15 protein-coding genes and 1 pseudogene are annotated in these 13,995 nt (G+C 60.4%); 10 read left to right on the top strand and 6 right to left on the bottom strand.

Translation table 11 applies throughout. The features are described from left to right. Nucleotides 1-538 precede the first annotated feature (538 nt). Complete coding sequence (locus FFM81_RS24245; RefSeq protein ID WP_003572846.1) at nt 539-760, top strand: hypothetical protein; 222 nt, start codon at nt 539-541, stop codon at nt 758-760. A gap of 17 nt (nt 761-777) precedes the next feature. On the opposite strand, the gene FFM81_RS24240 is transcribed toward FFM81_RS24245, so the two are convergent. Next, entirely contained in the window at nt 778-1,089 is a 312-nt protein-coding gene (locus FFM81_RS24240) for a hypothetical protein (protein WP_003572845.1), read from the bottom strand. 214 nt (nt 1,090-1,303) lie between these two features. Here FFM81_RS24240 and FFM81_RS24235 point away from each other — a divergent pair, with 214 nt between their 5' ends. From FFM81_RS24235 to FFM81_RS24220, 4 genes are all read left to right on the top strand, one after another. Then, nucleotides 1,304-1,759 carry a MarR family transcriptional regulator gene (locus tag FFM81_RS24235; protein ID WP_025418705.1) on the top strand — a complete coding sequence of 152 codons (456 nt, stop codon included), beginning with the start codon at nt 1,304-1,306 and terminating at the stop codon, nt 1,757-1,759. Nucleotides 1,760-1,853: 94 nt separating this feature from the next. Continuing rightward, nucleotides 1,854-2,759: a LysR family transcriptional regulator gene (locus FFM81_RS24230; protein ID WP_003572844.1), complete on the top strand. Its 906-nt coding sequence runs from the start codon at nt 1,854-1,856 to the stop codon at nt 2,757-2,759. 55 nt (nt 2,760-2,814) lie between these two features. Continuing rightward, nucleotides 2,815-3,945, top strand: a complete 1,131-nt coding sequence (locus FFM81_RS24225) for an HPP family protein (RefSeq protein ID WP_138384421.1) — start codon at nt 2,815-2,817, stop codon at nt 3,943-3,945. Between the two features lie 40 nt (nt 3,946-3,985). After that, entirely contained in the window at nt 3,986-4,249 is a 264-nt protein-coding gene (locus tag FFM81_RS24220) for a DUF6522 family protein (protein WP_025418707.1), read from the top strand. Nucleotides 4,250-4,336: 87 nt separating this feature from the next. On the opposite strand, the gene ydiJ is transcribed toward FFM81_RS24220, so the two are convergent. Beyond that, the gene (ydiJ, locus tag FFM81_RS24215; RefSeq protein WP_138384422.1) at nt 4,337-7,381 is read right to left on the bottom strand and encodes a D-2-hydroxyglutarate dehydrogenase YdiJ; all 3,045 of its coding nucleotides are present in this window, start codon (nt 7,379-7,381) and stop codon (nt 4,337-4,339) included. Between the two features lie 320 nt (nt 7,382-7,701). Between ydiJ and FFM81_RS24210 the strand changes: the two genes are divergently transcribed. The 4 genes from FFM81_RS24210 (at nt 7,702) to FFM81_RS24195 (ending at nt 9,258) form a co-directional block, all read left to right on the top strand. Beyond that, complete coding sequence (locus FFM81_RS24210; protein ID WP_025418709.1) at nt 7,702-7,992, top strand: hypothetical protein; 291 nt, start codon at nt 7,702-7,704, stop codon at nt 7,990-7,992. A gap of 130 nt (nt 7,993-8,122) precedes the next feature. Then, a complete protein-coding gene (locus FFM81_RS24205; RefSeq protein ID WP_025418710.1) occupies nt 8,123-8,476 on the top strand; it encodes a hypothetical protein in 354 nt (117 codons plus the stop codon). 31 nt (nt 8,477-8,507) lie between these two features. Beyond that, the gene (locus FFM81_RS24200; RefSeq protein ID WP_097534540.1) at nt 8,508-8,834 is read left to right on the top strand and encodes a DUF2934 domain-containing protein; all 327 of its coding nucleotides are present in this window, start codon (nt 8,508-8,510) and stop codon (nt 8,832-8,834) included. 4 nt (nt 8,835-8,838) lie between these two features. Continuing rightward, nucleotides 8,839-9,258, top strand: a complete 420-nt coding sequence (locus FFM81_RS24195) for an HD domain-containing protein (RefSeq protein ID WP_138384423.1) — start codon at nt 8,839-8,841, stop codon at nt 9,256-9,258. A 98-nt stretch (nt 9,259-9,356) separates the two neighbouring features. Here the strand turns inward: FFM81_RS24195 and FFM81_RS24190 are convergent, their stop codons facing one another. Beyond that, on the bottom strand, nt 9,357-9,626 hold the full coding sequence (locus tag FFM81_RS24190) for a hypothetical protein (protein WP_025418713.1): 270 nt from the start codon (nt 9,624-9,626) through the stop codon (nt 9,357-9,359). Nucleotides 9,627-9,671: 45 nt separating this feature from the next. After that, on the bottom strand, nt 9,672-9,935 hold the full coding sequence (locus FFM81_RS24185; RefSeq protein WP_025418714.1) for a hypothetical protein: 264 nt from the start codon (nt 9,933-9,935) through the stop codon (nt 9,672-9,674). A gap of 271 nt (nt 9,936-10,206) precedes the next feature. Here FFM81_RS24185 and FFM81_RS24180 point away from each other — a divergent pair. After that, nucleotides 10,207-10,714, top strand: a pseudogene (locus tag FFM81_RS24180) (HIT family protein). Between the two features lie 59 nt (nt 10,715-10,773). Here the strand turns inward: FFM81_RS24180 and FFM81_RS24175 are convergent. Further along, nucleotides 10,774-12,624, bottom strand: a complete 1,851-nt coding sequence (locus FFM81_RS24175) for a DUF2264 domain-containing protein (protein WP_138384424.1) — start codon at nt 12,622-12,624, stop codon at nt 10,774-10,776. Nucleotides 12,625-12,693: 69 nt separating this feature from the next. Continuing rightward, complete coding sequence (locus FFM81_RS24170) at nt 12,694-13,968, bottom strand: ABC transporter substrate-binding protein (protein WP_138384425.1); 1,275 nt, start codon at nt 13,966-13,968, stop codon at nt 12,694-12,696. Nucleotides 13,969-13,995 lie beyond the last annotated feature (27 nt).

Genomic DNA, 13,995 nt, shown 5'->3' with positions numbered 1-13,995 from the left:
GCTGGTCGCAACCTGGCAAAAATGCGCAGGCGGGCGAAGGTTTCGGCAAGGGCGTGCCGGATCGATGGAATTGATTGAGCGGAATCCTTGAATTGCTGCGAGGTTCAAGCGCCGGGATAGACGGGCGTGGAGACCAGAGCCTGTCGGCGTTCGGATTCGGGCCGGAACGAGCGGTATTGCCAGAAGCCGTCCGGGGATTGCCGCCGGTATACGGTCTCAAGCCAGAATAAGGTGTCATCGATCGGCAAGACCGGATGTCAGGCATATCATTCGGACCACTTTGCCGCCTGTTTGCTCGCCATGACCATCGCTCATCGGTGTGTTCCCAATAGAGAATATCAATGAAATTGCAGTCTTCAATGGAGATCGGTTTCCCGCGTCGCGTGAAAAATTCCTAGGCTGCGTCGTTAGCGTCGGGGCTTCCGAGCGGATGAGGGGTCGTTGTGTCGGCCTCCCTAAAGGAGCTCGGCAACATCTCTTGAAAATATATCGTACTACGATATATTAAATCGATATCGGTCGTTGAGGAGTGAGCTTCATGGAAAGCCGATTGCATCCCGCATTGGACCGGCCCTCGCCTTATCCCGCTGATGAGGCGTTCGAAAAATTCAGGCAAAGGGTTCGAACCCTGCTTGATAGTGGAGAAGCTGGCCGCTGGGAGCTTTTGCGAGCGGAGTGGCTGTATGATGTGGCCTTGCTCACCAATGATTTTCGTCTTTGGATGCAGCATCTCGACAGGGGCTTCGATACCGCCAAATAGCTTGTGTTCGATTTGGCTCAGGTGATCGAGCGCAGGCCAAGATAGGCCGCAAGGCTGATGGCGGACAGAGCGATCGTCAGCTTGGGTCTGCCATCGTCGAACATCGCCGCCAGCAACAGGCCGAGCAGCAGGATGGCGGATTTCGCCCAGAGCTCCTGATCGGAGACGGTGAAGGCGAGCGCTGCCAGAAAGACGGCGCTTGCGACGACCGTCACGGGCGCAGACTTTTCGGCGAGGTCGCCGCCCGGGAAATAGGGCAGAAGAAAGCGCCGCATGCTCAGGCCGGAAGCGATACTGAGAAGAAGACAGGTCAAGACAAGATGCAACATGGGTCGGCGCCGATCGATCTGCAGATGGAATTGTTGATGCAAACCCCGTGCCAGGCTCAAACGCTTGAAATGCCATGCGATGGAGACGATGCCGCGGCCTGCCTGGCTATTTCCGCGGCGTCGCGATCCTTTTTTCGGCAACCGCTCGGTTCGGTCAAGCAATCCGAAACACATCGCGATACGGACGTAAAACACGGCAAAAGCTGGAGGCGACATGGCGATGAAGCAGCAGGAGCATCTTCATGACGGAGATTACGAAGCATTGGCCAACTTGCGCTATCGCATTCGCCGGTTCCGGCAATTCAGCGCCAAGGAGGCACACAGGCTCGGCCTTACGCCGCCACAGCATCAGGCGCTGCTTGCGATAAAGGGGCAGCCGGCCGGCAAGAAGATGAGCGCGCGGACGTTGGCCGAGCGCCTGCTCATGGACAGGAAGGCGGCGGATGGCCTCGTTCAAGAGCTCATCGACAAGGCTTATATCGAGGTAGGCCCGGCGGCAGCAGAGCCCGGCAAGCAGTTCATTCGTCTGACGCACAAGGCTGAGGGTGTGCTCGACCGGCTGGCGAGCGCCCATCTGTTCGAGATCCGCAAGATGGCGCCTGAACTGATGCAGGCGCTTCGCGTCCTGCAGGATCGCCAGAACATGCAACGTATCGCCTGGATGCAATGACATGCGATTTCGATGCTGAAACCGGCTTGAGCTGCAGCGATGATTTTTATATAGAGAATTATCTTTCGCCATAATTCCGGAAACGAGATCTTTATTGGACCTTTCGTCGATCGAAATATTCCTCGCTGTTGCCAGTGACCGCAGCGTTACCAAAGCTGCCAAGGCGGTCGGACGGGTGCCGTCGAATGTGACGACGCGCGTCCAGCAGCTGGAGGAGGATCTCGGCGTTTCCCTCTTCAGCCGTGACGGCAAGAAGATGACATTGACCCGGGAGGGCGAGACGTTCCTTGCCTACGCCAACCGGCTGACGGCGCTTGCGCTCGAAGCGCGCCAGGCCGTGCGGCCTCTGGCCCCATCGGGAACGTTGCGCGTCGGCACGATGGAAAGTACGGCCGCCAGCAGGCTGCCGGCGGCACTGACGCAATTCAACCGGATGTGGCCTGATGTGTCCCTTCATCTGACGATGGGCGCATCCCGCGATCTCGCCCGCGCCGTCGTGAGCGATACGCTGGATTGTGCGCTGATTGCCCGTCCGCCGAAAACGATGCGCGGGGAAGACGCGGGGTTCGAGGCCGAGCTCAAGGTGCTGGAGATGGAGCCGGTCTTTGTCGAAGACCTGTTGATCGTGTTGCCGGCTGGGCATCCCGCGATCAAATCCGCTGCCGACCTTCGTGTCGGGTCGATCGCCGCGTTGGAACCCGGCTGCACCTATCGAAGGATCGCCGAAAACTGGGCGCGCGCATCGAGCGCTTTGCCGACGAGCGAGCATGGCTCTTATCATGCGATTCTGGCGAGTGTCGCGACCGGCAATACCGCCGGCGTCATGCCGAGATCCGTGCTCGACCTCATGCCCTGGCCGGCATCCGTCCAGACCCATCAACTGGGACCTGTCGAAACGCTGCTGGTCTACCGCAAGAACGATCGCCCCAGCGCATTCAACGCCTTCCACGAGGTCCTCAGCGCGACAAGAGGCAGAGATATCAGGCTTGCCGCAAACTAGTCCGCAGCTCTTCCCCCAGTCCGCCAGATAATCCTCGTTCAAAATTGGTCTTGTCATGCAGTATCCTGTTTCCCCGAAGGTGGGGCCGAGCCGCTTCCGCCGCTTCCGTCTGTTTTCACCGATTCTGGCCGGCGCGACCTTGCGGGAGCGGTTGATCGCGTGTCTCGGCGCCTTGGTGGCCATCGGCCTCACCGGCGTCATCAGCGGTTATCTTTTCGCGCAGGGACCGCATCTTCCCTTGATCGTCGCGCCGATGGGCGCCTCTGCGGTGCTTCTTTTCGCGGTGCCGGCCAGCCCGCTTGCGCAGCCGTGGTCGATCATCGGCGGCAATACGATTTCCGCGCTAATGGGTATCATTGCCGCCTATTTCATCCGCGACCCGATCATCGCGACCGGTGTCGGCGTGTCGCTTGCCATCGGCGCGATGTCTTTCACGCGCTGTCTGCATCCGCCGGGGGGAGCCGCAGCACTGACCGCCGTCCTCGGCGGCCCTGTCGTCGCCGGCTGGGGTTTTCTCTTTCCCTTCGTGCCGGTCGCCTTGAACTCCTGTATTCTCGTCGGCCTTGGCCTGCTGTTCCACAAGCTTTCCAGGCGGAACTATCCGCACGTGGTACCGAAAGCGGCCGAGAATACCCATCGCACGATCGACCTGCCGTCCGCCGTGCGGGTGGGTTTCCGCGAGGAGGATGTCGATGCCGCCCTTGCAGCGCTCGACGAAACCTTCGATATCGATCGCGCCGATCTCGGTCGGCTGCTGCAGCAGGTCGAGCTGCAGGCGGCCATCCGCTCGAACGGCAAGATCAGCTGCGCCGATATCATGTCGCGCGACGTGATTGCCGTTAGCGAGGCCGCAGAACCGGAGGCTGCACGGCAACTGCTGTTGAAGCACAATATCCGGACGCTGCCGGTCAAGGATCCGGAAGGCCGCCTCATCGGCAGCATCGGCTTGCGGGAATTGTCGACCAGCATCGATACGATCGCAGGCGCAATTTCAAAACCGGCAGTGGCAAGGCCTTCGGATGCGGCTCTGTCGCTGCTGCCTGTTCTGACGGACGGGCGCACGCATGCCGTCATCATTGTCGATGATGATTACCGGATCCTCGGCCTCATCTCGCAGACCGATCTTCTGAGCGCCGTGGCGCGGCTGCTGCCGAACGACAGCGCCCCGATCTCGGCCGCTGCTTGAGCGGTGGTGGTGGATTGTCAAGCAGAGGGAGAATGAGCCGGTGTTGATCGAACGCGATCCGAATGGGGACTTTATCCTCGACTCAGCCGAACTGGCGGAACGGTTCGGGTTGTCGCTGGCGGATCTCCGCCGTCACATGCGGCATGGCTCCCTCGTCAGCAGCGTGGAAATCGGCACTGCTGAACACGAGGGTACCAAGCGGGTGTCGCTTCGGCTCGGCAACAGGTTTTGGCGCGCGGTGCTGAATGATGACAATGAGGTGCAGCACGAGCAGATGACCGTACTTCGGGGAAAATCAGCCTGACGGCACTCGGCTGAGATCATCGTCATCGAGTTGTCGTGAGCGCTTCGCGCTGAGCAACTCCGTACTCTGCGAGGTGCGGAAACGCCCCTATTGCGGGACGGCCGGCTTTTCAACAATGATCCGATCGATGACCTGAAACGGATGTGGAATGCGCTTGCCGTCGATTTCCTTTACCTGGGAGCGACAGGAATATCCTGTTGCCATGAGGACATCGCCGTCGCTGGCCGCATCGAGTTCAGGTTTCCAGCTCATCGCATAGAGGCGCTCGGAAATCGGCCGGTTGCGGGTTTCGTGACCGAAGGTGCCGGCCATGCCGCAGCAGCCGGTTTGCGCCGTCTGAAGATCGATGCCGAGGCTCTCAAACACTTTTTGCCATTGTGCGACGGAGGCCGGCGCATTGGTGCGTTCGGTGCAATGGGCCATCAAGCGGAAGCTTTTGCCTTCGGCAGTTGAAGACGAGGCGGCGAGCCGGTCGAGGTTGGCGGCCAGCCATTCCTGAGGGAGCAGGACAGTCGCCTTCGATATCCCCTTATATTCGCTCCGAAAGGCGAGCGTCATCGACGGATCGAGCCCGACGAGCGTCACGCCGGTCTTATCCAGTCGCTCGAGATAGCGCGCTGTCCGCTTGGCCGCTGCCTCGAAACGTCCGAGATAACCATGAACATGCAGGGCTTTGCCATTGGTATGGGAGGCTGCAAGGAAGGGCGTGAGCCCGATTTTCCTGGCGAGCTCAATGGCGGCGAGCGCAACGTCCGGATCGAAATAGGCGGTGAAGGCGTCGGCGACGAAGACGACGCTGCGCTGCCGTTCTGGCGGCGACATAGCTTCGATCGTTTGAGCGGTCGCAAGCGGCACGCCGAGGCGGGCGGCTTCCTTCGCGAGCGATATCCGCGGCAGATGCGGCAGGGAGGTCAGTCCGGCGATACCCATCATCGTCCTGCCAGCGCGCGTGCCCACGACGAGATTATAGGCAGGCCGGATGCGCCGGACCAGCGGCAGGGTGGTTTCGATCGCCGCGACCAGCGGATCCTTCAGCGGGCGGAGGTAGCGTCCGTAGTAGAGTTCGAGGAATTTCGAGCGGAAGGCCGGCACGCTGACCTTCACCGGACACTGCCCCGCGCAGGCCTTGCAGGCCAGGCACGTGTCCATCGCCGCATGCACCTCGTGGGAAAAATCGTCCCGATTTGCCGGGTTCAGCGAGTTGAAGGCGCGCCGCGCGAGGCTTGCGAGCGGAATGCTCCGCCGCAGGCGTGTCGCCTCGTCGCGGGGATCGATGCCTTTCTCGGCAAGCAGCCTCAGCCATTCCCGCATCAACGCGGCGCGGCCCTTCGGCGAAAAGCGCCGGTCGCGTGTCGCCTTGAAGGACGGGCACATCGGGCTCGTTTCGTCGAAGTCGAAACAGGCGCCGTTGCCGTTGCAATAGGCGGCATTGTCGAAGGCGGAGCGGATCTCGTTGCCGATGATACGGTCGATATCTCCGCGCAACGGGACTTCATCGATCTTCGTCAGCACTTGCCCGGACGGGCTTGCAATCTTGCCGGGATTGAGCCGGTTCTCCGGATCGAAAGCCCGCTTGATCTCCTGCAGGCTCGGATAAAGATCACCGAAAAATTCCGGCACATATTCCGAACGCACGCCTTTGCCGTGCTCTCCCCAGAGCACGCCGCCATATTTGCGGGTGAGCGCCACGACGGCGTCGCTGACCTCCCGAACCAGCCTGGTATGGTCGTCGCGAGTGAGGTCGAGCGCCGGCCGCACATGCAGGACGCCGGCATCGACATGGCCGAACATGCCGTAGGAAAGCCCCGCGCCGTCGAGAAGCGCGCGGAATTCGCTTATATAGGCCGCGAGGTTTTCCGGCGGCACGGCCGTATCCTCGACGAAAGCAACCGGCCTGACCGGCCCTTCCACATTTCCGAGCAGGCCGACCGCCCGCTTGCGCATCGACCAGATCGCTTCGACATCGGCATGACCCCGGGCGATCGTATAACCGGCATGGCGCGCATTCGCGCCCATATCGAGGGCGGCGGTCACGTCCGCGAGCTTGCGTTCGAGCTCCTCTTCATTATCGGCGAGCACTTCGGCGATATTGATGCCGTTGGTCGCTCCACTCGCATCGTCCGGAAAGAAGCGAGCAATGCCGGTCCAGACGATATCGCCTCTGGCGAGGCCGAGAACTTTCTCATCGACCGTTTCCACCGAGGCGACGTTCAGCGCCACGAGGTTGCGGGCGTCCTCCAGGGCGGTGTTGAAGTCGCCGTAGCGAATGTTGATCAGCGCCGCATGGGCGGGGATCGGCAGAAGGTTGAGTTCGGCTTCGGCGATCATCGCCAGCGTTCCCTCCGAGCCGCAGAGAACGGCGTTGAGGTCGAAGCGTCCGTCGGCGCGCCTGATATGGGCGAGGTCGTAACCAGTCATGTAGCGGTTGAGCTTCGGGAAGATTTCGGCGATCCGCTCGTGGTTTTCCCGGACGATGCGTTCGACCGTTCTGTGGATTTCGCCAATGCGGCTCTCTCGTGCGGCGATCTCCTCGAACGCCTCAGCGTCGAGCGGGCGCGACCAGAAGTCGGACCCGTCCAGAATCACGATGCGCAATCCGAGGACGTGGTTGCTGGTCTTGCCGTAAAGGCAGGAACCCTGGCCGCAGGCGTCGGTAGAGATCATGCCGCCGATGGTAGCGCGGTTGGAGGTCGAGAGTTCGGGGGCGAAAAACAGACCGTAGGGCTTCAGCGCCCGGTTCAGCTGATCCTTGACGACGCCCGCCTGGACGCGCGCGACCCTCCGGACGGGGTCGATTTCGAGAATGGACGTCATATGCCGCGAACAGTCCACCACCACGCCCGATGTCAGGGATTGGCCGTTGGTGCCGGTGCCGCCGCCCCGCGGCGCAATGCTGATTCCCCGAAAGGCCGGTTCCGATAACACGGCCGCCACCGCCTGCAGATCTTCAGCGCCCCGCGGAAAAACGACGCCGACCGGCTCCACCTGGTAGATAGAATTGTCGGTTGAAAACACGGTCCGGGTCGCCGCGCCAGTCTCGATGTCACCGTCGAATCCCGCCACGATCAGCCGCTGGAAGAAATTCGCGGGGGGAGGGGGGACGGAAGCGTTCGGCTCGAGGCGTGGAATCATTCTCCACGAATGGGCCAAAGATCAGACGCTTGTCAATTCTGTGGCATCGGTCGGATTCGCGAGGGATCGCGCAAGGGAGTTCGAATTCCTGCCTGAGCTGGCCAAGGCCGGCGTGCGGCCGAGCCGGTCGAAGCGGCGAAATGAAGTGTCTGACGGACAATATCGGGCGCGCAACTGCTGAGGCCCCGTCGCGCCTTGAGGGAACAGAAGATCGGCTCCCGCGTTCGAAACAAGACGACGCTTAACGAAAGGCGAATTCAAGCTGCATTCCCAGCTCTGGCCCGACGTCTTTTGGCCCCACGTGTTTTGGAGTGAGTGATATGGAAGAGATGACCCATATGATCAAAGACCTCAGCATCGAGGAGCGCGAGGAAATCTTTGTCGACATCGCCCGTACGCTGGAGGACACGGCGCGGGAAGCCCTTTTCGAGGGCAATATGCAGTTTGCAGAAATTTCCAACAACATGGCCGAAGCGATCCGTGTCAACGCCGACGAACTCGCCCGTGACGATCCTGAAAATGCCGAGCGCGTGCTGCTGCAGGCAGCGGCAATGATCTCGCAGTTCGAGGCCGTGCACCCCTATCGCATGGTGAGCATGGCCGTTCATTGATGGCCGGGATGGCTCCGGCTCGACCCTCACCCACTCCTCCGCTCAAATCATTGCCACAAGCGGGAACTCTCGCTACCCGCGAGGGTTATTGGATTGCAACATCCTTTGCATCAATGGAAGGAGGACCGCTATGACATCCAGATCCGTTGAACCTCCGGAAAGCGGTACCGACGACGCGCGCTCCGCCGACACGCAGCAGGCCGAGAAGGATCGTCGCAGGACATTGGAAAATGCCCGTAACAACGTAAGCGCGGTCATCGGCGGCGACAGCGACACCGAAACTCCGAGCCTGAAGCTTGCGAAGGAATATCTCAGGCTCGGTGGGCGCCGCCGGTCCAAAATAGACGACAACATCACCACTGTCCGCCAATGGGAAGAGGATCCGCCTGAGGCCGAACGGTTCTGGAAGGAACGGGTGGAGACGCTTTCAAAGGATCAGCGTAAATGGGTGGAAGATTTTCTTCCAACCATCAACTCTCCCTGAATGGCTCATTTAAATGTGCTTGGAGGAGATCATGGCCATAGACAAGCACGAACAGATACGCCGCCGTGCCTACGAGATCTGGGAGGCTGAGGGCCGCCCGGATGGTGCGGATCAGCGCCATTGGCTGCAGGCCTGCGACGAACTGGCTGGCGAGGACGAGCATGAGACGCTGCAGGACCTGCTCGATGAAGACGATCGGGATGATGCGGCATTGCTTCAAGGCGCCGGTGAGAGCGGCGATCTCGATCCGAGGCCACCAAAGCTTGGCCGGGTCGTCATGGCTTCCGTGCCCGATATCGAGATGACGACGGGCGAAAAACCGTCCCAGCGCAAGATCAGGAAGACCGAGGGGCCGTAATCCGATGCAGCATCTCGACCACGCCATCCAAATCGCTCTCGAGGCGCATGAAGGGCAGGCCGACAAGACCGGCCGGCCGTTCTTCGAGCACTGTCAGCGGGTAGCACTTCTCGTTTCCGGCGACGAGACACGAACGGTCGCCTATCTTCATGACGTCGCCGAGAAGGGAAACGGCTGGACTCTCGACAGGCTGAGGGAGGAAGGCTTTCCGCTGGCGATCATTTCCGCGGTGGATGCTTTGACACGGCGGCCGGACGAGGCGGACGATGAATTCGTCCGACGTGCGGCTTCTAACCCGCTGGCGCTGCCGGTCAAACAGGCCGATCTCGAAGACAATCTCCGGCAGGCCGAACAAGCCGGCAAGAACACGGAAAAATACCAGCGTGGCCTGGATCTCCTGCGCGATTTGAGGAGCGGGCAATAACAGCGCTCGGCAGAGAGCGCACTGCCGCCGTCATCTCATGCGCCGAGAGCGGCTGCAAACCAGCCTCCACCGCCCGGCAGTCGTAGTCATGGTCTATTTCACGTTTTATTGGCAAACCAAACGGTCGGAGTGCCGAGCACGCCTCCCTTAAGCATGGCCGCCTTCAGATCTTCCAACTTGCTGAAGGTTTGAGCCGCCTCCAGGGTGGCAAATTCGTGCGTAACAGTAATGTCGTTCGGATTGTCGGTGGCACGGTAGACGGCTTCCGCCGTAACCCCATTGGCCTTTTGCACCTGATGAAACGCATCATATATCTTGCGCCACGTGGCGTAGTCGGAGACCTCGTGCCTCACGAATAGGGTCGTCATGTCATTCTCCCGCGTTGCATTGCCAAGTTCCGTTGGAGATGCGTGTTACGATTGAACCAGGAACCTGAGGGTCTCGGGCAAGACGCCGTCACTCGCCATGGCATCAGCCGCGGCCTTGGTCTGCATGAAGGCCATCAACTTATCCATGTCTGCCACGTCCATGACCAAACCAACGCGGTTAGACGTTTGAGGGTCTGTAAAGGTGCGAATATTCGTGACGCCAACGGGTTCCAATACCTGTTTGCGAACAGGTGAGGCGAGCCAGTGTTTCGTGTCTTTGACATCGTGACAGATCATAATGGTCGGCATTGAATCTTCCTCATATGTCCTCGAAATGAAGGCGGAGTATACCATAATGTTTGGCTGGATTTCAGTCGTCAATATTGCGTTAAGGGTGCTATTCCGATCTGTTGTTGGAGGAAATAAATATAATTATTAAGTAACCCGAAGCTATTATGGGTTTTTGGTTGCGCATTTCGCGAATGCCCTCTGGGGGGGCGAATTCACTTCTCGATTTCGGTTGACGCGCTGATTTATAATCGCATACGCGCGCTGTGCATGAAATGGCAGAGGTTCAGGAATGATTGAGCGCCAACCATTTGATCTCAAGGCCTATGTGCGCGACATTGGCACAAGGCCATGCTTTATCTGCGGCTTGGTCAAGAACGACCCCGCTTTCTTTCACCATCGCGTTTTTGAAGATGATGAGACACTGATTTTCCTGAGCAAATATCCCACTCTACCCGGCTATTGCCTCGTCTGCCCTCGGGAGCACCGTGAGGATCTGGCGCGAGACATGTCGACTGATGAATATCTGCGGCTACAGGAGAAGGTGCATATTTTGTCTCGCGCCCTCACAAGCGTGTTCGACGCTGAACGAATCTATGTGCTTGCGCTCGGCAGTCAGCTAGCCAATAGCCACCTACATTTTCATGTCGTTCCCCTTGCCTCCAGGTGTGCCTCTTGAGGAGCAGCAATATCATGCACTGATGGCGGAACACGGGGTCTTGCAAATACCTGACGATCACATGGCCCAGTTGGCGCAGCGTATTGCTGAAGCATACCGTTCCGCGCTGACCACACGATAATCACCTCCCGACCCGGTTGCTGCGGTGGTCTGCGCCTCAATCACTCCTCCAGCGCCGAGCTACAGCTGGAGGGCAAATGCCGGCACCCGAACGCCTTTCTCACGAAAGCGCTGCTGCAGCTCCTCCAGGCCAGGACAGGCTGGTGGGTTATCGAGTGCCTCGGCCCAGTTCTCGCGGTTCGGCAGAGCCATCGCCGCGGTGACGAGCACCGTGTTCCCCGGGCCGATTTCGCCGCGCAGTTGCGGCAGCAGGGTCTTGGCGTGAATCAGGTTGGTGTTCGGGATTGGGCTCGTCGCATGGCCGGTTCTCGGATTGGGCGACAAGTCGATGATCGCGCTGACGTCGGTCTGGCCGTACCAGACGGCCCGGCCTTCGCCCTGTTCGGATCGGTCGGCGTTGAAATCGGCGCGCTCGATCGCAAAACCGCCCTCGATGGCACTCAGCGCGCGCGGCGTGGCGATGCGGTGGATGCGGATGTGCCAGGGGTTTGCGGGAAGCAGCCAGGTCTCGATGGTGACGTCGTTCCATGGGCGCCAGCGCGAATAGAGTTGGTCGCCTGATATCAGCGCCTCTTCGAGGCTTTCGCGCATGCGGAAGTGCACGCCGTCGTCGGAGAGGCCGAGCATGCCGTCGAGGCTTGCGGCGGCAAAATTCCGGTCGTCGGCCTCGATGTTGAAGGCGTAGCGGGTGGAATAGACGAATTTCGAATATTTCTCGTTGGCGCCGCGCATCTTGTCGTGCTGCTGGCCGGAGGAGAGCACGACGACGTTTCCCGGCGTGTGCATGGCGACCATGCCTGCCGGCTTCAGCGCCACCGGTTCCGGGAAATCCGGCTGCGGCGCCTCTGCGGCGGTCCAGAAGGGATGACCCTCCGGAAGCGCCAGCGGCAGGAAGAATTTCAGTGCCCAATAGGGCGAACCCGGAGAGTTGTAACTCTCGCTCATCAAGAGGTTCGGATAACCGTAGCCGGTCGAGAGAACGCCATCACGGTCGGCAATCGGCATCACCGACCACCAACGGAGATGCCGCATGTAATAACCCTTGATCTCAGCCCAGGGCAGCGCTTCGACGCCGGCAAAGGCAAGCGCGCCCCAGAAGCCGCCGGCCGCAAAGCGGTAGGTCTGGCTGCGGCCGAAGGCAAGGGCGGCGCCATCGGAGCCGAACCAATGGCGGATAGCCCCAGCGAAAGTCCGGGCGCGCTCGCGGAAGCGGTCCTTGCGCGCCTCGTCGCCGCGCGCCAGCACGGTATGGATCAGGCCGTAGAAATGCATGGCGAAGGGAATGTAATGATCGACCCGCCGCACCGGCCCGTCCCGATACCAGCCTTCGCCGAGATCGAAGGCTTCCAATTCGTCGAGATAGGCGAGGGTTTTCCCGTGGTCGAACGCCACGCCGACGCGCTCCAGCCCGAGATCGATCAGGACGCGGAAGAATTTCCAGTTGTTGTCGATGAATTCGAGGTCTCGCGCCGTGACAAGATAGGCGGCCACCGTCTTCTTGTCGCTGTCGCTCAAAGGTTCCCAGATGTGCTCGGGCGCCAGCGTCAGTGCGAAGCCGACGGCGGCAAGCTCGACCAGCCGCTGGTTGCGGTCGGCGAGATCGCCCCAATATTCGGGATGAGCGGGATTGGTGCCATTTGCGAGACCCCGCCGGTAGAGATCCCAATGCGGGAAATGGCCGCCGCCGGCGGCAAGCGGAACAATGCCCCACAGCGGTCGCGCAAATCCCTCCAGGTCCGCCGCCGCCCGATCGAAGATCGCGCCGGTGGCACCGAGCCGCACGCGGGCGCCGCCCTCGGAAAAATACGGCAGGAGCGGCTCGAAGAGGTCGATGACAGCCTTGGCGAGGTCGTCGCGTGTCTTCAGGGGATTGCCGAAAAGCGGGTTGGCCCTGGCGGGATCATAAATCATCGTGAGCTCAATACTTAAAAACAGTGTCGGCCGCGGGCCTGACCCGCGGCCGTCGATATCGCGTAAGCCTTACTTGATGGCCTTCACGCCTTCGGTCATTTCCTTCAATCCGTCGTCGATGGAGGTATTGTCGGTCATCATCGCGTCATGCACGCGATTGAGCACGACCTCGATCTTGGCGGCGTTCGGATTGACCGCCATTTCCAGATAGGCTTTCGACGGCATCAGCGCCTCCTTGCTGGCCGCGTCCTCAGGGAAGCCGGGTGTTGCCGCGATCTTGGCGCTGACATCGGCGGTCTTGAGCGCCGGGAAGGTGCCCGTCGATGCGATGACGGCAGCGCCCTCCGGACCGGTGACGAACTTGATGAAGTCGAGGGCTGCATCCTTGTGCCCGGAGTTGGCGTTGACCGCCAAGCCCGAGATCTGCGCAGCCGTCGTGCCGGCTGCAACGCCGTCAGGATGCGGGAACTTCACGATGCCCCAGTTCTTGCTCTTCGATTCACCCGACTTCACCTTGGCGATCTGGGTGCCGACGAACCAGGTCCCCATCGGCAGCATGCCGATCGTGCCGTTGAAGAACAACGCCGAATAATGCGTGTTCGACGTCTTCAAGAAGGCGTAGGAGGGAATGGCGCCGTCCTTCTGCAGGGTGAGTGCCCGCTCGTACCAGGGTTTCAGGAAGGCGTAATCGCCATCGACGAGCGTGTGTTTTCCGTCAAGGATGCCGGGAAGCTGGACGGTGGAGCGCCAGGTATGCAGAAGCGCGCCATAGGTCTTGTTGGTGCCCATGCCGCCGGCCAGCTTCTCGGCGGTTGCGTCGAACTGCGCCCAGGTCATGTCATTCGTCGGATAGGGCACGCCGGCCTTATCGAAAATGTCCTTGTTGTAATAGACCACCCAGAAGTCGGAGCGGAACGGTATCGAATAGATCTTGCCGTCGATGGTCAGTTCTTCGATCAGGCCGCCATAGGGGACCGGATCGATCTTCTGATCTTTTACGAAGCCGCTGAGATCGGCGATATTGCCGGCGCGCACCAGGTTGGTGTAGCCCGGCACGTCCTTGACGGTGACGATGTCTATATCCTTGGAGCCGCCGGTCAGCTGCGTCGAGATCATCTGCTGATAGTCTTGCGAGCCGAGGTCCATCGGCTCGAACTTCACGTTCGGATGCTTGGCCTGATAGGCCTCGATCAGCGGCTTGTAATAGGCTGTTTTGTCCCAGTCCCACAAAGCCCATTTGAGCGTCACGGCGTCTTGAGCAAGTGCGGCGCCTGCCGTCGTTGCTGCCAGCGTGAAACCTGCCATTGCAAGTTTCACCGTCCTCCCGAATTTATCCAAATACATACCTGTTCTCCTTCCCTGGATCATCTC

Origin of the sequence: Rhizobium hidalgonense (assembly GCF_005862185.2) — a bacterium.
Taxonomy (GTDB): Bacteria; Pseudomonadota; Alphaproteobacteria; order Rhizobiales; family Rhizobiaceae; genus Rhizobium; species Rhizobium hidalgonense.
The sequence above is the reverse complement of the archived record's forward strand: the minus strand, read 5'-3'. Positions and strand labels throughout refer to the sequence as shown.